The organism is Promicromonospora sp. NPDC023987, assembly GCF_040639055.1.
Classification (GTDB): Bacteria; Actinomycetota; Actinomycetes; order Actinomycetales; family Cellulomonadaceae; genus Promicromonospora.
Map to the genome: position 1 here is coordinate 1 of NZ_JBEZZF010000046.1, position 19,785 is coordinate 19,785.

The following is a 19,785-nucleotide window of genomic DNA, read 5'->3' on the forward strand; positions in this document are numbered from 1 at the left end:
AGCCCCTCCTCCCCAATCCTGCGGGTGTAGGTGGTCACGCCGAACGGGCGACCGCCGACCCCCCCGACCCCACCTACAGGGATCGGGCCCAGAACTGACGTCGGTTCTGGGCCCGATCCCTGGGTAGACGTGCGCCGTGGCGTGAGCACGTGACCGGATCGTTGCCTCGGGCGGCGATAGTTTTGTCGTCAGTGTCACAGGGCACGGCTAGTTTGGGCCCGTGAGTCGAGCCACCCTCCTTGCCCGCCGGTCGACGGCGCACCGTGGCCTGCTCGCGCTCGTGTGGCTGCTGGTCGCGGTCCTGACGGGCGCCCTTGGCGTGACCGTCGGCTGGACGCAGGCCGCCGCCACGGCCGAGGCCCGCGACGGGTTCGCGGCCGCCGAGCCGTCGGGCCGGGCGGTGCAGCTCGCCACCCGCCTCGCGGACGACGGCGGGGCCGACGCCCAGGACACCCGCGTCCAGGAGGTGCTCGCCGACCTGCTCGGCGGCGTGCCGCACCGCGTCGCCTACGACGTGCGGACCGAGCCGCAGTACACGAGAGGCAGCGACGGCGAGGACCTGGGCCGCTGGTCGGTGGCGCTCCTGCCCGCCTCGTCGCGGGCCGAGGCATTGGCGGGGGAGGGGGCCGCCGGCGTCACCGTCGTGGACGGGACCTGGCCCACCGGCGCGTACGACGCGGCGGTGCAGGCCGACGCCGCGGAGGCCGCCGGCCTGGCGGTCGGCGACACGATCCGCCTGGGCGTGGACCCCGACGCCCCGACGACCACCGGAACTCCGCTCGCCATCACGGCGACCTGGCGCGTCACCGACCCCGACGACGCGGTCTGGCTCGGGGACCCGGTAGCGCTGACGGGGGCCGACGGCGCCCATCCCGGCCCGGTGGTGGTGAGCCAGGACGTCGTCGCGGGCCTGGACACGGATCCGTTCGCGCGCTGGACCGTGGTCCCGGACAGCACCGAGCTCACTCCCGCGCACCTGCCCGCCCTGGCGGCACTCACCGCCGAGGTCGAACGCGGTCTGGGTGAGGACGACTCCGTCGCGCCCCGGGGGCTGACCATCACGGGCACGCTCAGCACGACGGCCGCCGATCTCGGGGCCGCGCTGCGTGCGGCGGACGCCGTGGCCCTGGTGCCGCTCTGCCTCCTTGCGCTCGTGGGCCTGGTCGCGCTGGTGCAGGTGGCGCGTCTGCTGGCAGCGACCCGTGAGCCGGAGGTCGCGCTGCTCGTCTCGCGCGGAGCCGCGCCCGGGACGGTGGCGGGGGCGGCCCTCGTGGAGGGGGCGCTGCTGGCGCTGACCGCCGCGGCGGCAGGCGGCGCCGCGGCGTGGGCGGCGCTACGGCTCGTCACCCGGTCGGACGCCGGGGCAGCCGTCCCCGCCGCGACGCCCCTGGCCGTGGCTCTGGCGGTCGCCGTCGTGGCGGCCGCGACCCTCCTGCTGGTCGCGGCGCTGCAGGCGCAGGCAGCGGCGCGACGACAGGTGACCGACCGCTCGGGGCGGGTGCGCCAGGTGGCGGCCCTCGGCACGGTGGTGCTGACCGTGGCCGCCGCCGCGGTGAGCGTCACCCAGCTGCTGCGCTACGGCTCACCGCTGTTGACCACGCCGGACGGTCCGCGCACCGATCCGACGGCCGCCGCGGCTCCGGCGCTCGCCCTGGCAGCCCTCGCCGTCGTGGCCATGGCGGTGCTCGGCCCGGCCACCCGCCTGTGGGCAGGGCTCGCCGGCCGGTCGCGCGGTGTCGTCGGGCCGTTGGCGGCACGGCAGGTAGCTCGACGGCTCGTCGTCTACGTGGTGCCGGTGGTCCTGCTCGTGCTCGCCGGCGGTGCCGCGACGCTCGCGGGTGGCTACGCCGGTACCGCCGAACGGCTGCGGGCCGACGTCGACGTGCTCGCCAACGGCGCCGACGTGCGGGTCACGGCGCCCGAGAGCGGACGTCTTGATCCCACGCCGTACCTGGAGGGCGGTGCCGACACCGGGGGGCCGGGTCCGGACGCCGTCGCCGCGGCGCCCGTCCTGTCCGCTACGGCGTACTCAGACGGGCTACCGGTCACGGTGCTGGCGCTGCCGGCGGCCGCGGCTTCGGCGGTGATGCGGGCGCCGGTGGAAGTGCTCGACGTCGGGCGGCTGGCCGACGACCTGGCGAGCGACGCCTTTGCCACGGCTCCTGCCCTGCCCGACGGCGTGCGCGACGTCGGACTCACGGTGAGCGGCCGCATCAGCCCCACGACCGACGTGCCGCTGCCGCCGGGCGCGCCCGAGCACCGGCTCGACGTGTCGCTCGTGCTCGCGGCGCCCGACGGCACGCTGGCCACGGTCGACCTCGGGCAGCTGACCCAGGGCGACGGGAGCGGCGACACGCTGGGTGCGGACCCGACGACCCACGAGCTGTCCGGAGCGGTGCCACCGCCTCCGGAAGGTCAGGCATGGCGGGTCGCCGCCCTGGACGTAGGTACCGAGCCCGGGCGGGCGCCGGCGGAGGTGACGCTGTCCGTGGTCGGGCTCACTGCCGACGGAGCACCCGTCGAGGACGCGAGCTGGACCAGGTCGGAGACGCTCGACGGTGCCGCAGGCCTGGAGCTGGGCACGGACGCACCACCTGGCCAGGTCGAGCTCACCATGCCGCTCGGCAACGATGGGACGGCAGCCAGCAGACTGCGTCTCCTGACCACGCCGGACGCCGGTCCGATCCCGCTGCTCGGCTCGGCGTCGCTGTTCAGCGATCTGGGCATCGCCACGCAGGACACCTTCGAGATGACCCTCGGCGGGACACGGCTGCCGGTGGTCGCCGTCGCGTCGTCGGGCACGGTCCCCGGGGCGCTCGAGCCGTACGCGGCCCTGGTGGACCGCGGTGCGCTCGCCGCCGCGCTCGTCCGGGAGGTGAGCGACCCGGTCCTCACGAGCGAGGTCTGGCTGGCCGCGGGCCCCGCCGGCGCCGGCGCTCCGGTCGACGCCGTGACCCGCCTCGCCGGTGCCGCTACCGCCGTCGCGGAGGCCACCGGCGCGAGCAGCCGCGAGCAGCCGACGGTCACTACACCCGGCTACGGCTCGACGGACACGGCCGCCCCGGTACGCGTCTCGTTCTGGCTCGCAGCCGCCGGTGCGAGCGTGCTCGCCCTGGCCGGTGTGCTCGCCGTCGCCGTGGCGACCCTGCGTGAGCGACGCGGCGAGGTCATCGTGCTGCGCGCCGTGGGCCTCGGCCCCGTCGCGCAGGCCAGGGCGCGCTCCGCCGAGCTGATCGCGGTCGGCGCGGTGGCGCTCGCGGTGGGTGCCGTCGCAGGATGGGCTGTCGCCCGGCTCACTGCCGGTGGGCTCGCCGGCGCGACGCTCACGGGTATCGACGCAGCGCCGCCTGCCCGGTTCGTCCTGGAGACCGCGGGGACCGGCTTGGTGCTGGCCGCGGCCGTGGCAGGTCTCGTCCTGGTCGCGATCGGGGTGGGCGGACGCGTGGCCGCGCAGGCCCGCGACACCACCTACCGCGAGGAGGTCCGCTGATGGGGGCACTGTCCGGGCTGGGCCTGCTCGCGCGGCGACAGCTGCGCACCTCCTGGGGTGCGACCGCGACGCTCGGCGTGGTCGCCTTCCTCGCGGCCGGTGTGCTGTCGACCGCGCCGCGCGCTATCGCGACGATGCACGCCGACCAGGTGACCTATGAGACGGCGGCGGCCTCTGGACCGGCGCGTGACGTGGTCTCCGTCGCCGGTGCGATTCCCGGGGAGCCGCCCGGTGGGATCTACGGCTACGCACCGCCCGACATCGGAAGTGGCGTCCCCGCCGAGCCTGACTGGGCGCCGTTCCTCGCGAACCTGGACACCGTCCGCACCGAGACGGAGGATCCGCTGCGCTCGGTGATGGGCGCCCCGCACTTCCACGTGACCTCGGCGGAGCCCGCGTACACCGAACCGGTGCCCAGCTCCCAGCTGGCCGAGGCCAAGGTCTTTCTCCGCTCGGCCACCGACCTGGCGGACAACACCGAGCTCCTCGAGGGCCGGTGGCCCGGCGCGACGCCAACGCCGTCGTTCGAGGAGGACACGTGGTCCCCCGCGACACCACAGGAGGAGGCGCCGGCGTTCGAGGTGGCCGTCTCGCGCGCCGTCGCGGAGACCTACGGCTGGGAGCTGGGCGGCCGGTACGACAACCTCGGCGGCTCGGGCATCATCGCCCTGGCCGAGCGCTACCCGGCCCTGGTCGTGACCGGGATCTTCGAGGCGGGCGACCCGGACACCGACTACTGGCTCCACCACAGCCTGGCGGCCCGGGCATCGGTGATCACCGACCCGAACCGCGGCCTCCTCGGCACCGCGTCCGTCTACGTCAGCCCGGCGATGATCACGCCGATCACCCTGGGTATCGGGAAGACCCGCGTCTGGTATCCGGTGAACACCGACGGCGTGACCGCGGCCGACGTTCCGCTGCTCCTGGCCCAGGCCAACGGTCAGTCGGCCCAGACGTTCCGCGTCCCGGTGGGTCCCGACGACTCCGTAGCGATGGAGCTGCGCCCCACCACCCGCCTCAGCGAGATCCTGGAGCGCCTGCTCGCACAGCGGACCGGCGTCGACGCGATAGTCGCGGTGCTCGCCGTCGGGCCGCTCGGCGCCACCGTCGCGGTGCTCGCCCTCGGCGCGCGGCTCGTCGTCGACCGACGACGCCCTGCGCTCGCCCTGCTCCGCGCCCGCGGGGCCTCCGGGACACAGCTCCGCCTGCTCATGGGCGGCGAGGGCCTCGTCGTCGGGCTCGGATCCGCGGTGGCGGGGTTCGCGGGCGGGCTCGCGCTCACCTCCGGCCTCGGCCTCGACGCGCCGGTCACCGTGAGTCAGGTGGCGTTCGCCCTCGCCGCGGGACTCGCGCCCGCGACCGCCCTGGCCCTCGCCACCTCGCCCGGCGGCCTGCGGACCACCCGTGCGGACCTCGCGCCCCGCTCGCGCAGCCGCGTGCGGTGGGTGCTCGAGGTGCTGGTCGTCGCGGGCGCGGCCCTCGCGTCCTGGCTGCTGCTCTCGCGCGGTGTCGTCGCGGGCTCGGGGGCCGGCCCCGGCGTCGACCCGCTGGTCGCCGCCGCGCCGCTGCTGGTCTCCCTCGCGCTCACCCTGCTCGCCGTGCGGGCCTACCCCTGGCTCGCGCTCGCGCTCGAACGGGCGCTCGCGCCCCGGCGGGACCTCGTCCCGTTCCTCGGCGCGGCGCGGGCCACGCGCGACCCGGCCGGCGGACCCGTACCGGCGGTCGCGCTCGTGCTCGCCGTGGCCGTCGCGGCGACGTCAGCGGTGCTCTACTCGACGGTCTCCGGTGGCGTGGTCCGCGAGGCGTGGCGCGCCACGGGGTCCGACCTGCGTGTCTCCGGCCCGATCATCGACGAGCCGGCGGCCGAGCAGCTCGCCGCGCTCGACGGGGTCGAGGCAGTCACCGCCGTCGCCGACGTGGGTGACGCCGTGCTGCATGGCACCGCGTCGTCCCCGCGCACCGGGGTGTACTCCGTCGACGCCGCGGCGCTCGCGATGGTCCAGGAGGACGTGCCAGGGGCGCCCGAGTCGCTCGGTGAGCTGACCCGGGTGCCCACCGGTGGGGCGGACGCCGCGGTGCCCGTGATCCTCACCAGGTCGGCCGCCGGTCCCGGTGTCGGTCCGGGGAGCACGGGGCTCACCCTCGCGACACAGGAGGGCAGCGTGCCGATCAGTGTGGTCGACGTGGTCGACGAGCTGCCCGGCCTGCCCGCCGGCCGCGCGCTGGTACTGGCGGACACTGAACGGCTCACCGCGAGCACCGGCGAGACCAGCTACGCGCGGCTCGCGCTCGTCGGCCTGGCCGACGACGCCGATCGCGCGGCGGTGACCACCGAGATCTCGCAGGTGCTGCCGTCGGCGCTGGTGGAAGACCCAGACCAGGAGGCGGCCACCATGCTCGAGGCGCCCGTCTCGGGCGGGCTGGTGATCGCTTTCGTGCTGGCAGTGCTGCTCGCGGGGCTGCTCTGTGCGGCGGCAGTGGTGATGACGCTCATGCTGGCCGCACCCGCCAGGGCCCGGCTGCTCGCCGTGCTGCAGACGCTCGGCCTGTCGCCGCGCCAGGGCCGCGGGCTCGTCGGCTGGGAGATCGGGCCGTGGGCGGTGGTGGCGCTGCTGGTGGGCGCCGTGCTGGGGGTTGCCGTGCCGTCGCTCGTGCTGGCCGCGGTGGACGTCACGGCCCTGACCGGCGGCGTCACACAGCCCGCCCCGGAGTACGACCCGCTGCTGCTCGGTGCGGCCGCCGCAGGCTTCGTCGCCGTGGTAGTGGCCGCCGTGGGCGTCGCCGCGGCGCTGAGCAGGCGTGGCGAGGTAGCCGCCCAGCTCCGGATGGGCAGCAATGACTGACATGACTACCGCGGACCCAGGCGTTCGAGAGGAGACCCGATGAGCACGACCATCGAGCTGACGAACGGCGGCGCGCCCGCGTCGGCCGGGCCGGCCCAGGACGGCGGCGAGATCCGCTGCGACGACCTGGTCCGGATCTTCGCCACGGACGGCGTGGAGGTGCAGGCCTTGCAGGGCCTCACGCTGAGCGTCGACCCGGGCGAGATCGTCGCCGTCGTCGGCGCGTCCGGTTCCGGGAAGTCCACGCTGCTGACGATCTTGTCCGGCCTGGACACACCGACGGGCGGCTCGGCCGTGGTCGCCGGCACGGACCTGCTCACCATGCGGCACGCCGAGCGGGTGCGCTACCAGCGGTCGACCGTCGGCTTCGTGTGGCAGCAGACGTCGCGCAACCTCCTGCCGTACCTGACGGCGAGCGAGAACGTGCGGCTCCCGCTGGAGCTGGCCAACACCCTGCCGCGGCGTGAGCGGCGGCGTCGCGTCGAGGCCCTGCTGGAGCTGCTGGAGGTCGGCCAGGTGGCCGGACGGCGGCCCGGCGAGATGTCCGGCGGCGAGCAGCAGCGGACGGCGATCGCCGTCGCCGTGGCCAACAGCCCGCGCGTGCTGCTGGCGGACGAGCCCACCGGCGAGCTCGACGAGGCCACCTCCGTCGAGGTGCTGGAAGCCCTGCGCGGCGTGAACCGGGAGACCGGTGTGACCACGCTGATCGTCACGCACGACCCGACGGTGTCCGAGCACGTGGCCCGCACCATCCAGATCCGCGACGGCCGGACCTCGACGGAGACGCTGCGGCGCACGGAGACGGACGAGCACGGCCAGGCACGGCATGTGTCGGAGGAGTTCGCGGTGCTCGACCGGGTGGGCCGCCTGCAGCTGCCGCAGGACTTCGTGCACGCGCTCGACCTCCGAGACCGCGTTCGCCTGGCCCTCGAGCCGGACCACGTGGGCGTCTGGTCGGCGACGCCGGCTTCGTCGGTCGAGGCGGGCCCGGTGGTCGAGCCGAGCCCGGTGGTCGAGCCGGGCCCGGTGGTCGAGCCTGTCGAGACCCCGACCGAGGAGGACCGATGACCGCCACCGCTCCGGCGCGCACCGTGCTGCGTGCCCAGGGCCTCACCCGCGTGTTCGGCACCGGCGCTGGCAAGGTGCGCGCGCTGACGGACGCCGCCCTGCAGGTCGCGGCGAGCGAGCTACTCGTGGTGCGGGGCCCGTCCGGCTCCGGCAAGACCACGCTGCTGAACTTGCTGGGTGGCCTGGACCGCCCGACGTCGGGCAGCGTGTGGCTGGGCGACGCCGAGCTGACCGCGCTGGGGGAGAAGGCGGTCCTGACGGCACGGCGGGAGCGGATCGGCTACGTGTTCCAGTCGTTCGGGCTGGTGCCCGTGCTGTCGGCGGCGGAGAACGTGGAGGTGCCGCTCCGGCTGCGGCGCACCCCGCCGGCCGAGCGGGCGGAGCGAGTGGCCGCGGCGCTGGACGCCGTCGGGCTGGCCGGGCACGCCAAGCAGCGGCCCTACGAGCTGTCGGGCGGCCAGCAGCAGCGCGTGGGCATCGCCAGGGCCCTCGTCGCCGAACCCGAGGTGCTGCTCGCGGACGAGCCCACCGGACAGCTCGACTCGGGGACGGCCGCCGTGGTGATGGACCTGCTGGCGCGGGTGGCGCACGAGCGCGGCGTGGCCGCCGTCGTCTCGACGCACGACCCCGAGCTGATGGCCCGCGCGGACCGCGTGGTGGAGCTGCACGACGGGCGGGTCGTGGACTGAGGCATCCGTGCAGGCCGTGACGGCGACAGCTCTCACGGGAACTGTGCTCGTGGCAATTTATTGCACACGGGCCGCCTGGGAGGTAGCCTCGCTTAAGTTAGCGGTCCGTCCCAAAGGGGGATGGCTGGTCCAGACTGGAGGGGTGGTTGCGGTATGGGTGTGGCTCAATGGTCTGCGCGGATGAGGTCGCATAGTCCGTTTCGGGTAAGTCGTTCACGACCGCTTGTTGCTGCCCTCGTGGCGGCGCTTGTCGTCTTCGGGGTAACCGCGGTCAACGCTCCAGTGAAGGCTTCGGCTGCCAAGACGGTTGTCAAGCACGTGAACAATGAAAGGGCGATCTGGACGACGACGAACTACAGCAACGCTGCTGGTGACAAGGTCACGCTGTCGGTGATTCCGCAATTCAGGAACCACACGGCGAACTCCGTCAAGGTCACGACCTTCAAGCTGTGCTTCTCGACGACGAGGAACGGTGGTGACTATGGTGTTTCCATCTCGCCGATGATCACCGACAATCGGACCGGATGGGCTCGCGACTGGCAGTATCGGACGTTCGAAAGCGGAACGTGCAGAACGTATACGGTCAACAGGACCTTCCGGAAGAACGGTTCTATCCACATGTTCCGAATCGAGCCAAGGGTCTCGTCCGCCTACATCGGCGGGAGCACCACGGCAGCCTACGTGCGCTAGCCCGCTGGCCGATGGAGGTGGGTCGCCGAGCGGAATGCAGACGCCGATGGTCGTACCGGTGTCTGCGCTCGGCGGCCGCCTTCGTCGCGTCGGACCGGCCCGCGAGCCGACGCGTGGTGAACGCGCGGACCGCCGGCTTGGACAGAAGTGCGATCGGGATTCAGTCGGTCGTCGCAATAGCCGCTCGCTGAAATGATCGCAGGCGCCCGTCGAATGCTTCGGTCGGAATCGATCCGGCGTTCTCGCGAAGAGGCGCGTCGAGTTCGACGGCTCGTATCAGATCTGCGATGCGGTCAGTGTGAGAGTGTGCTCGCACGTGACCCTTTTCTCCTTGGTGGACGACTGTCCCGGGCAAAAGCAGGTCGGTGAACCGGTCCGTATCTCTCGGTGAGGGCCGGTGCGTCAAGATCGTGAATCGCGCGAGGTGCTCCGCCGGGATGTCGCGCACCGAGCGCTATCGCCTCAATGACGAGGTCCTCGAGCGTCCGAGAACGACCTCAGCGCGCGGTTCACTCATCATCGGCTGGGGGCCATGCCGTGACCGCTGTCCATGGCTGGTCGTTCGAGGGCTGTCGAACCGCTGGTGCACCGCTCGACGTGCCAATGCGCGAGTGGCTGGCCGAGTGCCACCGGAGGTAGGTGGTGGACCGAGGCAACAGGGTGAATTTCCTGGCGAACGCCCTCACGACGCTCATGTTACGGGTGTGAGAACCGCCTGGTCAGAACTGTTACCTGGTGTTACTCCCACATACCGAGATGGTCACAACTCGGTGGAGGTTCCCTCACGGTGGTCATCGGTATCTGCATGGAGCGACTACGTTAGGTCTGATAACACTGGGCGCAAAGAAGCGTCCGCATCGCTCCGGAGGACAACTCCGTCGGACGGAGTGGGCACAACGAACCAGGAGGACACGTGACACCTCGAAAGCGACTCATGGGAGTGGGAGCGTTTACGCTCGCCACGGCTCTGGTGCTCTCGGCTTGTGGTGGCGGCGGCAGCGGCGACGGCGAGGAGACCGGTGACAACGCCGGTATCGTCACCGTCGGCAGCGGCGAGCCGCAGAACCCGCTTATCCCGACGATGACCAACGAGGTCTACGGCGGTCTCGTCGTCAGGAACATCTTCGCCGGCCTCGTTCGCTACGACGAGAACGGTGGCATTGAGAACGAGGTTGCTGCGTCCATCGAGTCCGAGGACAACAAGGTCTGGACCATCACCCTCAACGAGGGCTGGGAGTTCTCCGACGGCACCCCGGTGACGGCACAGAGCTTCGTCGATGGCTGGAACTACGGCGCCTACGGTCCCAACGGACAGAGCCTGAGCTACTTCTTCACCCCGATCGAGGGGTTCGAGGACGTGCAGCTCTCCGCGGACCAGCTCAACGACGACGGCACGCCCAAGGAGGGCGAGGTGCCGAAGGCCGAGACCCTGTCGGGCCTCGAGGTCGTCAGCGACACCGAGTTCACGGTGACCCTCACGCAGCCCGAGTCGGACTTCCCCGTGCGCCTGGGCTATGCCGCGTTCTTCCCGGTGCCCGAGGCGTTCAACGAGGACCCGGAAGCCTTCGGTGAGAACCCGATCGGCAACGGCCCGTACGTGCTCGCGAACTGGGAGCACGACTCCGTCCTCGAGCTGCGGCCCAACGAGTCCTACGCGGGTGGCAACACCGTCGAGAACGGTGGCGTCGACCTCCTCGCGTACACGGAGGAGGACGCCGCGTACAACGACCTGCTCGACGACAACCTCGACATCGTCATCAACATCCCGTCGTCGGCCTTCGGCACCTTCGAGGAGCAGCTGGGCGAGCGCGCGATCAACCAGCCGGCCGCGGTGATCCAGGTCATCAACGTCCCGGAGTACAACGAGAAGTTCTCCGGCGAGGCAGGCCTCCTGCGGCGCCAGGCGATCTCCATGGCCATCGACCGCGAGGCGATCACCGAGACCGTGTATCACGGTGCGCGCACGCCGGCCACCGACTACACGTCGCCGGTGATCAACGGCTGGACCGAGGACCTCGAGGGCAACGAGGTGCTGCAGTACAACCCGGAGGAGGCCAAGAAGCTCTGGGACCAGGCCGAGGAGATCGAGCCGTGGGGTGACGAGCCGTTCCTCATCTCGTCCAACGCGGACAGCGACCACCAGTCCTGGATCGACCCGACCTGCAACGGGATCCGCGACGTGCTCGGGATCGAGTGCGAGTTCGACCAGTACCCGGTGTTCGACGAGTTCCTCGACGCTCGTGACAACGAGACGCTCCCGGCCACGGCCATGTTCCGTGGTGGCTGGCAGGCCGACTACCCGTCCATGGGTAACTTCCTCGGCCCGATCTACGGCACCGGTGCCGGCTCGAACGACATGGGCTACTCCAACGAGGAGTTCGACGCCAAGCTCGCCGAGGCGGCCGGTGCGGAGACTCCGGAGGAGGCCACCGAGCTGTACAAGGAGGCCCAGACCATCCTCCTCGAGGACCTGCCGGGCATCCCGCTCTGGTACCAGAACGCAACCGGCGGCCACTCCACGGCGGTCGACAACGTGGCGTTCGGCTGGGACAGCGACCCCATCCTGACCCAGGTCACCAAGTCGGAGTGATGGTGATGACGCCCGGTCGCAGGGCGTAGCCCATTACCCAGGTGCGAGGCGGAGCGTGCAACACTGCACGCTCCGCCTCCCCCTGTGCCGCGTCCTGGCTCCCGGAATGGTCCGGGATAATGGGCGGCGGAAACTTACCAAGGAGATTCAACGATGCTCTGGTACATCGGACGCCGACTGATACAGGTGATCCCCGTGTTCCTCGGCGCCACGCTGCTGCTGTACGCGCTGGTGTTCCTGCGACCCGGTGACCCCGTCGCGGCGCTAGGCGGTGAACGGGGCCTGCCCGAAGCCGTCCAGGCCCAGATCCGCGAACAGTTCCACCTGAACGAACCGTTCATCATGCAGTACCTGTACTTCCTCAAGGGCGTCGTCACGTTCGACATGGGGAACGACTTCACGGGGCAGCCGGTGGCACAGACCATCGCCAACGCGCTGCCCGTGACCTTCCAGCTGGCCATGATGGCCATCGTGATCGAGGCCGTGCTCGGCATCGCCTTCGGCCTGTGGGCCGGCATGCGCAAGGGCAAGTTCTTCGACTCAGTCGTCCTCGTGTGGAGCCTGCTGCTCATCTCGGTCCCCACGTTCGTGACCGGTCTGCTGCTGCAGATCATCGTGGGCGTCCAGCTCGACTGGCTGCCCGTCACCGCGGGACGAGATCCGAACTTCTACAGTCTGCTGCTGCCCGCCATCGTGCTGGCCGCCACGTCGTTCGCCTATGTGCTGCGGCTGACCCGCACGTCGGTCTTCGAGAACATCACCGCGGACTTCGTGCGTACCGCGCGGGCCAAGGGCCTGTCCCGCGCCGTGGTGACGCGGCGACACGTGCTGCGCAACTCCCTCATCCCCGTGGTCACGTTCATCGGTGTCGACCTGGGCAACCTCATGACCGGGTCGATCGTGACCGAGGGCATCTTCAACATCAACGGCGTGGGCGGCACTCTCTTCGAGGCGATCCAGCGCGGCGAGAACACGACGGTCGTCGCGCTGTCGACGGTGCTCGTGATCGTCTACATCGGAGCCAACCTGCTCGTGGACCTGCTGTACGCCGTTCTGGACCCGAGGATCCGTTATGCCTGAGAACACCCGACCAACACCCCGTCCCGGCCAGGAGCACTTCGTCGCAGGCCCCGATGTGGTCAAGCTCCAAGTCATCGACTCCGTGGACACCAGCGAGGCGCCGTCGAGCATGTGGCGCAACGCCTGGAACGAGATGCGCCGCCGCCCGCTGTTCTGGGTTTCGGCCGTCATGATCGTCGTGGTCATCGTCGTGTCGATCATTCCCGGCGTGTTCACCACGGCCCTGCCACGGGACGACTGCGAACTGCGCAACGCGTTCGCGCCGCCGTCCGGCGAGCACCCGTTCGGCACCAGCCAGTTCGGGTGCGACATCTACGCCCGGACCCTGTTCGGCGCCCGGGCCTCCGTGCTGGTGGGCACGCTGACCACCGCCTTCGTGGTGATCCTCGGCACCACCATCGGGGCGATCGCCGGCTACTACGGCGGGTGGCTCGACACCATCCTGTCGCGGATCACCGACATCTTCTTCGCTGTGCCGTTCGTGCTGGCCGCCATCGTGATCCTGAGCCTCGTGCCGGACCGCACCGCACTGACCGTCGCTGTCGTGCTGGCCGCCTTCGGGTGGACGTCGATCGCACGCATCGCCCGCGGGTCGGTGCTCAGCGTGAAGAACAACGAGTTCGTCACGGCGGCCAAGGCGCTCGGCATGGGTCGGTTCGCCATCATGGTGCGACATGCGCTGCCCAACGCCGCCGCGCCGATCATCGTGTACGCGACGGTGGCCCTCGGTACGTTCATCGTGGCCGAGGCCACGCTGACATTCCTCGGTATCGGCCTGGACCCGTCGACGGTCTCGTGGGGTGGCGACCTGTCCATCGGTCGGAGCGCGCTCCGTTCGCACCCGGAGATCATGTTCTACCCGGCGGCCGCGCTCGGCTTCACCGTGCTCGGCTTCATCCTGCTGGGTGACGTAGTCCGGGACGCCCTGGACCCGAAGGCGAGGAAGCGATGAGCACCACCGTCTCCCTGAACGACGCCGTCGAGCAAGAGCCGGAGCCCTGGGAGTCCCAGGACGCGTCGACACCGCTGCTCGAGATCAAGGACCTGCACATCGGGTTCACCACGGGGCAGGGCGTGGTGCAGGCCGTGCGCGGTGTGGACCTCAACGTCTACCCCGGGCAGTCCGTCGCGATCGTGGGTGAGTCCGGTTCGGGCAAGTCCACCACCGCCCACGCGATCATCGACCTGCTGCCGGGCACCGGCAAGGTGACCGCCGGGTCCATCAAGTTCGGCGGGCGCGAGCTCGTCGGGCTGGGCCGTCGCCAGACCGAGGACCTGCGGGGCCGGGAGATCGGCCTCGTGCCGCAGGACCCGATGTCGAACCTGAATCCCGTGTGGCGCGTCGGCACGCAGATCGACGAGGCCCTGGTGGCCAACGGCTTCCAGGGGGACCGGTCGGCGCGCAAGGCGCGCGTCGCCGAGCTGCTCGGCGAGGCCGGGCTGCCGGACGCCGAGGTGCGGGCCCAGCAGTACCCGCACGAGTTCTCGGGCGGTATGCGCCAGCGCGCGCTCATCGCGATCGGCCTGGCCTCGCGGCCCAAGCTGCTCATCGCGGACGAGCCGACGTCGGCGCTCGACGTGACGGTCCAGAAGAAGATCCTGGACCACCTGGAGGGTCTCACCAAGGACCTGGGAACGGCCGTCCTGTTCATCACGCACGACCTGGGCCTGGCCGCCGAGCGCGCCGAGCACCTCGTGGTGATGTACAAGGGCAAGGTCGTGGAGTCCGGCCCTGCGCGACAGATCCTGCAGGATCCGCAGCACGAGTACACCAGGCGGCTGGTCGCCTCGGCGCCGTCGCTGGCCTCGCGCCGCATCCAGTCCGCGCACGAGCGGGGCAAGCCGGCCGACGAGCAGCTCGCCGCCCACGCGGACGAGACCGCGAAGGCCGCACCCGACGTCGTCGTGGCGAAGGACCTGACCAGGGTGTTCCGGCTCCGCGGTGCGCGTCCTGGTACGCACACCGACTTCACCGCCGTCGACAACATCTCGTTCACGCTGCCGAAGGGCCGCACGATCGCCCTGGTGGGCGAGTCCGGCTCGGGCAAGTCCACCGCGGCCAACATGGTGCTGGGACTGCTGGAGCCGACGTCGGGCGTCGTGACCATCAACGACCAGGACATGGCCACGATGTCCGGCAAGCAGTCGTTCGCCATGCGCCGCCGTGTGCAGCCGGTGTTCCAGAACCCGTACGGGTCCCTGGACCCTATGTTCTCGGTGTTCTCCTCGATCGAGGAGCCGCTGCGGCTGCACCGGGTGGGGGACCGGAAGTCCCGCGAGGTACGCGTGCGTGAGCTGCTGGACATGGTGTCGCTCCCGCAGGCGACCATGCGCCGGTTCCCGAACGAGCTGTCGGGCGGACAGCGGCAGCGCATCGCCATCGCGCGTGCGCTGGCGCTCAAGCCGGAGGTGCTCGTGCTCGACGAGGCCGTCTCGGCGCTCGACGTGCTGGTCCAGGCGCAGATCCTGACGCTGCTCAACGACCTGCAGGCCGAGCTCGGGCTGTCCTACCTGTTCATCACGCACGACCTCGCCGTCGTGCGGCAGATCGCCGACCTCGTGGCCGTGATGAAGGACGGCAGCATCGTGGAGCACGCGACCACCGACGAGGTGTTCGACAACCCGCAGCAGGAGTACACGCGGGATCTCCTGGCGGCCATCCCGGGCGCAAGCCTGGAGATCGGCGGCTGACCCGCTTCCCTGCTTCACTCACTGCGCCGAAGTAGAACCAGGGCGAGATAGAACTGCAGCAGCCTGCGGTTCTATCTCGCCCTGGTTCTATCTCGCTGCAGTTCTACTTCGCCCTGGTTCTACCTCGGCACAGCGAGGGTTGCGCAGGTGTTCACCGCACAGTGACACGGTCGACACCTGAGGATTTCGAATCACGGGTAAGATAGTGCTGCCGCGAGACCGGTCCTTTCGGATCAGCGTCCGCGCACCTTGACTCCCCTTCTGGAAATGAGTGCTCCGTGACCGTGCCTGCAACCGCGCCGACCTCGGTCCGTGCGACCCGTTCCGACCTGCGAAACGTCGCGATCGTGGCCCACGTCGACCACGGCAAGACCACGCTCGTGGACGCCATGCTCAGGCAGTCCGGGTCCTTCGGCGCCCGGCAGCACCTCGAGGACCGCGTGATGGACTCGGGCGACCTGGAGCGTGAGAAGGGCATCACGATCCTCGCCAAGAACACCGCCATCCGGTACTCCGGCCCGGCGGCCGCGGCGCACGGCGAGCCCGACGGCATCACGATCAACGTGATCGACACCCCCGGTCACGCCGACTTCGGCGGCGAGGTCGAGCGCGGCCTGTCGATGGTCGACGGCGTCGTGCTGCTCGTCGACGCGTCCGAGGGCCCGCTGCCCCAGACGCGGTTCGTGCTGCGCAAGGCGCTGGCGGCGAAGCTGCCGGTCATCGTCGTGGTGAACAAGGTGGACCGTCCGGACGCGCGCATCTCCGAGGTCGTCGCCGAGACCACCGACCTGCTGCTCGGCCTGGCCAGCGACCTGTCGGACGAGGTCGAGGACCTCGACCTGGACGCCATCCTCGACGTCCCCGTCGTGTACGCGTCGGCGAAGGCCGGCCGCGCCTCCACCGAGCAGCCCGCTGACGGCGGCCTGCCCGACAGCGAGGACCTCGAGCCGCTGTTCGCGACCATCCTCGAGAAGACCCCCGCGCCGACCTACGAGGAGGACATGCCGCTGCAGGCGCACGTCACCAACCTCGACGCGTCGCCGTTCCTCGGTCGTCTCGCCCTGCTGCGCATCCACAACGGAACCCTGGTCAAGGGGCAGAACGTCGCGTGGGCCCGGCACGACGGCTCGCTGCAGACCGTGAAGATCACCGAGCTGCTGGAGACCAAGGCGCTCGACCGCGTGCCGACCGACAAGGCCGGCCCCGGCGAGATCGTCGCCGTCGCAGGCATCGCCGACATCATGATCGGCGAGACCCTCACCGACATCGACGACCCGCGTCCGCTGCCGCTCATCGCGGTCGACGACCCCGCGATCTCGATGACCATCGGCATCAACACCGCGCCGCTCGCCGGCAAGGGCGGCAAAGGCCACAAGGTCACCGCCCGCCAGGTGAAGGACCGCCTGGACGCCGAGCTCGTCGGTAACGTGTCGCTCAAGGTGCTCCCGACCGAGCGTCCCGACGCGTGGGAGGTGCAGGGCCGTGGCGAGCTGGCCCTGGCGATCCTCGTCGAGCAGATGCGCCGCGAGGGCTTCGAGCTCACGGTGGGCAAGCCGCAGGTCGTCACCAAGACGATCGACGGCAAGATCCACGAGCCCATGGAGCGGATGACCATCGACGTGCCCGAGGAGTACCTCGGCTCCGTCACGCAGCTCCTCGCGCAGCGCAAGGGCCGCATGGAGACCATGACGAACCACGGCACCGGCTGGGTCCGCATGGAGTTCATGGTCCCGGCGCGTGGCCTCATCGGCTTCCGCACGCAGTTCCTCACGGACACGCGCGGTACCGGTATCGCGGCGTCGATCGCCGATGGCTACGAGCCCTGGCACGGCCCGATCGAGTCGCGCATGACCGGCTCGCTCGTCTCGGACCGCGCCGGCAAGGTGACGCCGTTCGCCATGATCAACCTCCAGGAGCGCGGCTCCTTCTTCGTGGACCCCACGCAGGAGGTGTACGAGGGCATGATCGTTGGCGAGAACTCGCGCAACGAGGACATGGACGTCAACATCACCAAGGAAAAGAAGCTGACCAACATGCGCTCGGCCAGCGCGGACAACTTCGAGAACTTGATCCCGCCGCGCAAGCTCACGCTCGAGGAGTCCCTGGAGTTCGCCCAGGAGGACGAGTGCGTCGAGGTGACCCCTGAGGTGGTCCGCATCCGCAAGGTGCTCCTGAACGCCACGGACCGCGCCCGCGCGACGGCCCGCGCCAAGCGCGGCTGACCTCCCCTCCGCTGAGTGCTGGATATTCGCCCATGAACGACCGTTCCGGGGGCGAATATCCAGCACTCAGCGCGTTCGGGGGGCTGCTGGCCGTGCATGCTCATCCCGATGACGAGTCCTTGGCCACCGGGGGGCTGCTCGCCACGTTCGCCGCGGGCGGCCAGCCGGTCTGCGTCGTCACCTGCACGCGCGGAGAACGGGGCGAGGTCATCGCCCGCCCGGGCACGACGTCGGAGGGGCGGGAAGGCCTCGAGGGTGACGGGCCGGCGCTGGGCGCCTACCGGGAGACCGAGCTCGCGGGTGCGCTGACGCGGCTGGCCGGCGGCGTCGCCGACGCGGTCGAGCACGCGTTCCTCGACACCCTCCCCTCGTCAGCCCCTCAGGTCACTGGCATGACCGCTGCGGCTGACAGGTCAGGGGAGGTGCGGTACGAGGACTCGGGAATGGCGTGGGTGGCGCCCGGCGTCGCCGGCCCCGCACCTGATTCCCCGCCGACGGCGTTCGCCCGGGTGCCGCTCGACGAGTCCGCCGGACGGCTCGCCCGGCTGGTCCGCGCTCGGCGCCCCGTCGTCGTCGCCACCTACGAGCCCGGTGGGGGCTACGGGCACCCGGACCACGTACGCGCGCACCAGGTGACGGTCCGCGCGCTCGAGCTCGCGGCGGACCCGGCCTGGCGGCCCGACGGCGCAGGGGCGCCGGGCGGGGGGAGCGAGCCGGGCGGAGAGGGCGCACCGGGTGGGGCTGGCGCGCAGGGCGGGGAGGGCGCGCCGGACGCCGTCGTCGGACGGCGGGACGAGCCATGGGCCGGTGCCGAGCTGTGGCAGGCCGTCTCCCCGGCCGCCGAGCTGCGCGAGGCGCGGGCGGCGCTCGCCGCGATGCCAGACGCGGTCGCGCTGGCGGCGGCCGAGGGCCTGACCTTCGCGTCCCCGGAGCACCTGCCGCCGCTGGCGAGGCATGACCTGACGGTGTGGTCGGTAGAACGTCAGGAGATCGGCACCCCGGGGTACCGATCTCCTGACGTTCTACCGATCACCCGCTCCGGGCAGGTGGTCCGGGTGCAGACCTCGGGTGTGGTCGAGAGGGTGGTGGGGGCGCTGCGGGCTCATGCCACGCAGGTGCAGCATGCGACAGGGCTCGCACGTCCCGAGGGGGCGGTCGCCGGGTGGTATGCCCTGTCCAACGATGTGCTGACCCCGATACTCACCGTCGAGACCTACCTCGCCGCAGAGATCGGCTAGAAGCGGACCGCCTGGAGCGGGCGGGAACCACTGCGGAGTCAGCGCTCCTGGAGCGCGTCCAGGCCGATCGACATCGCGGTCACGAGGCGGCGGTCGAGCCGCGGGTCCTGGATGTTCACGACGTACCGGTCGCGAAGGCCCCACTTCTTCTCTACGGAAAAGGCGGGCTGGCCGTCGATCAGGAAGTCGAAGTGGTAGGGCAGCCAGGCCGCCTCGACGAGCCGGCGGAGGATGGCGACCGTCATGTTGCGCTCGGTCCCGGTGGCTGTGCCCAGCCCGGGCTGCTCCACGTGCCAGGTGCTGCGCAGCAGCGACTTGGCGAAGTCCTTGCGGAACGAGCCGATCGGGCTGCCGCCCGCGTCGACGATGTCGTAGGTGGCGCCGAGGTCGATCACCTGGCGGGCCTTGAACCCGAGGACGGGCTCCCGCTTGGTGTCGTCGGTGTAGAGCGTGACCTCTTCGCGGAAGGCCATCCGCTTCTGCTGGGCGAACGCGTAGAGCTCGCCCTCGGAGCCGTCCGGCTGCGCGCCGCGGACCTCGTACTGGTTGACCATCAAGCGGATGCGCTGTCGAACGATGAGCTGCGTCTGTGCCTGGAGGGTATTCACCCGCCGGAGTGTTGCACATGTGCAGCGTCCTCCCAGGTGAATGCTGGACAATGGCTGGGTGAACTCACCCGGACGACACCTCGGACGAACGATCGTGCGCACCTTGCTGGCCGTGCTGCTCGGCGTGGTCATGGGCGGACTCGGGACTGTGGTGCACCGGTTCGGCCACGATTCCTGGTACCTCGGCCTGCTGCTCGCGCTGGCTCTGACGGTCGCGGCAGGTGTGCTCGCACGCGCCTGGGCCGGCTACGGCACGCTGCTCGGATTCGGTGTGGGCTGGGTGGTCATGGTGCAGGCCTTGTCGCTGCCGGGTTCCGGCGGCGACGTCGTGGTCCCGGCCGGTGTGCTGGGCATGGTCTGGTCGTACGCGGGGGTGGCGGTCCTTGCGGTCGTCGCGTTCCTGCCGCCGTCGTGGTTCGCAGAGGTCCCAGCACGCCGAGATCGGTCTGCTGCCTGAGGTCTGCGGTCCTTCGCAGACTGGTTCAGGATGAGGTGAAGGATTGATACACAACCTCCACCTCGGGGCGTCCAGTACGCGGCCTTGGGCAGGATTCTGGCTGGATAGGATGCCCGGCA

General features: G+C 70.9%; 13 protein-coding genes. 12 read left to right on the plus strand and 1 reads right to left on the minus strand.

Features of this window, described 5'->3' with window-relative positions; all coding sequences use genetic code 11:
* The first annotated feature begins 220 nt into the window (after positions 1-220).
* The 11 genes from AB0F40_RS18810 to AB0F40_RS18860 all read left to right on the plus strand — a co-directional run bounded on the left by AB0F40_RS18810 (position 221) and on the right by AB0F40_RS18860 (position 18,601).
* A complete protein-coding gene (locus tag AB0F40_RS18810; RefSeq protein ID WP_357470843.1) occupies positions 221-3,490 on the plus strand; it encodes an FtsX-like permease family protein in 3,270 nt (1,089 codons plus the stop codon).
* A complete protein-coding gene (locus AB0F40_RS18815) occupies positions 3,490-6,333 on the plus strand; it encodes an FtsX-like permease family protein (RefSeq protein ID WP_357470846.1) in 2,844 nt (947 codons plus the stop codon). The genes AB0F40_RS18810 and AB0F40_RS18815 overlap by 1 nt, the downstream gene beginning before the upstream one ends.
* 39 nt (positions 6,334-6,372) lie before the next feature.
* Positions 6,373-7,401 (plus strand): ABC transporter ATP-binding protein, encoded by a 1,029-nt coding sequence (locus AB0F40_RS18820; RefSeq protein WP_357470849.1) that lies wholly within the window; start codon positions 6,373-6,375, stop codon positions 7,399-7,401.
* Entirely contained in the window at positions 7,398-8,090 is a 693-nt protein-coding gene (locus AB0F40_RS18825) for an ABC transporter ATP-binding protein (RefSeq protein ID WP_357470852.1), read from the plus strand. Before AB0F40_RS18820 ends, AB0F40_RS18825 begins: the two co-directional genes overlap by 4 nt.
* Before the next feature lie 237 nt (positions 8,091-8,327).
* Complete coding sequence (locus tag AB0F40_RS18830; RefSeq protein ID WP_357470856.1) at positions 8,328-8,780, plus strand: hypothetical protein; 453 nt, start codon at positions 8,328-8,330, stop codon at positions 8,778-8,780.
* A gap of 913 nt (positions 8,781-9,693) precedes the next feature.
* Positions 9,694-11,370, plus strand: a complete 1,677-nt coding sequence (locus tag AB0F40_RS18835; RefSeq protein WP_357470859.1) for an ABC transporter substrate-binding protein — start codon at positions 9,694-9,696, stop codon at positions 11,368-11,370.
* A gap of 153 nt (positions 11,371-11,523) precedes the next feature.
* A complete protein-coding gene (locus tag AB0F40_RS18840; protein ID WP_357470862.1) occupies positions 11,524-12,450 on the plus strand; it encodes an ABC transporter permease in 927 nt (308 codons plus the stop codon).
* A complete protein-coding gene (locus AB0F40_RS18845; protein ID WP_357470865.1) occupies positions 12,443-13,402 on the plus strand; it encodes an ABC transporter permease in 960 nt (319 codons plus the stop codon). The genes AB0F40_RS18840 and AB0F40_RS18845 overlap by 8 nt, the downstream gene beginning before the upstream one ends.
* The gene (locus AB0F40_RS18850; RefSeq protein ID WP_357470868.1) at positions 13,399-15,141 is read left to right on the plus strand and encodes an ABC transporter ATP-binding protein; all 1,743 of its coding nucleotides are present in this window, start codon (positions 13,399-13,401) and stop codon (positions 15,139-15,141) included. The genes AB0F40_RS18845 and AB0F40_RS18850 overlap by 4 nt, the downstream gene beginning before the upstream one ends.
* Positions 15,142-15,425: 284 nt before the next feature.
* A complete protein-coding gene (gene typA, locus AB0F40_RS18855) occupies positions 15,426-17,363 on the plus strand; it encodes a translational GTPase TypA (protein WP_357470934.1) in 1,938 nt (645 codons plus the stop codon).
* Between the two features lie 32 nt (positions 17,364-17,395).
* Complete coding sequence (locus AB0F40_RS18860) at positions 17,396-18,601, plus strand: PIG-L family deacetylase (protein WP_357470871.1); 1,206 nt, start codon at positions 17,396-17,398, stop codon at positions 18,599-18,601.
* A 38-nt stretch (positions 18,602-18,639) separates the two neighbouring features.
* On the opposite strand, the gene AB0F40_RS18865 is transcribed toward AB0F40_RS18860, so the two are convergent.
* Entirely contained in the window at positions 18,640-19,209 is a 570-nt protein-coding gene (locus AB0F40_RS18865; RefSeq protein ID WP_357470874.1) for a hypothetical protein, read from the minus strand.
* A gap of 94 nt (positions 19,210-19,303) precedes the next feature.
* Here AB0F40_RS18865 and AB0F40_RS18870 point away from each other — a divergent pair, with 94 nt between their 5' ends.
* Entirely contained in the window at positions 19,304-19,666 is a 363-nt protein-coding gene (locus AB0F40_RS18870; RefSeq protein ID WP_357470876.1) for a hypothetical protein, read from the plus strand.
* Positions 19,667-19,785: the final 119 nt, after the last annotated feature.

Bases quoted from the DNA above. Each gene is read 5' to 3' on its own strand.
- AB0F40_RS18815 (WP_357470846.1), top strand. From the start codon at position 3,490: ATGGGGGCACTGTCCGGGCTGGGCCTGCTCGCGCGGCGACAGCTGCGC.
- AB0F40_RS18820 (WP_357470849.1), top strand. From the start codon at position 6,373: ATGAGCACGACCATCGAGCTGACGAACGGCGGCGCGCCCGCGTCGGCC.
- AB0F40_RS18825 (WP_357470852.1), top strand. From the start codon at position 7,398: ATGACCGCCACCGCTCCGGCGCGCACCGTGCTGCGTGCCCAGGGCCTC.
- AB0F40_RS18840 (WP_357470862.1), top strand. From the start codon at position 11,524: ATGCTCTGGTACATCGGACGCCGACTGATACAGGTGATCCCCGTGTTC.
- AB0F40_RS18845 (WP_357470865.1), top strand. From the start codon at position 12,443: ATGCCTGAGAACACCCGACCAACACCCCGTCCCGGCCAGGAGCACTTC.
- AB0F40_RS18850 (WP_357470868.1), top strand. From the start codon at position 13,399: ATGAGCACCACCGTCTCCCTGAACGACGCCGTCGAGCAAGAGCCGGAG.
- AB0F40_RS18860 (WP_357470871.1), top strand. From the start codon at position 17,396: ATGAACGACCGTTCCGGGGGCGAATATCCAGCACTCAGCGCGTTCGGG.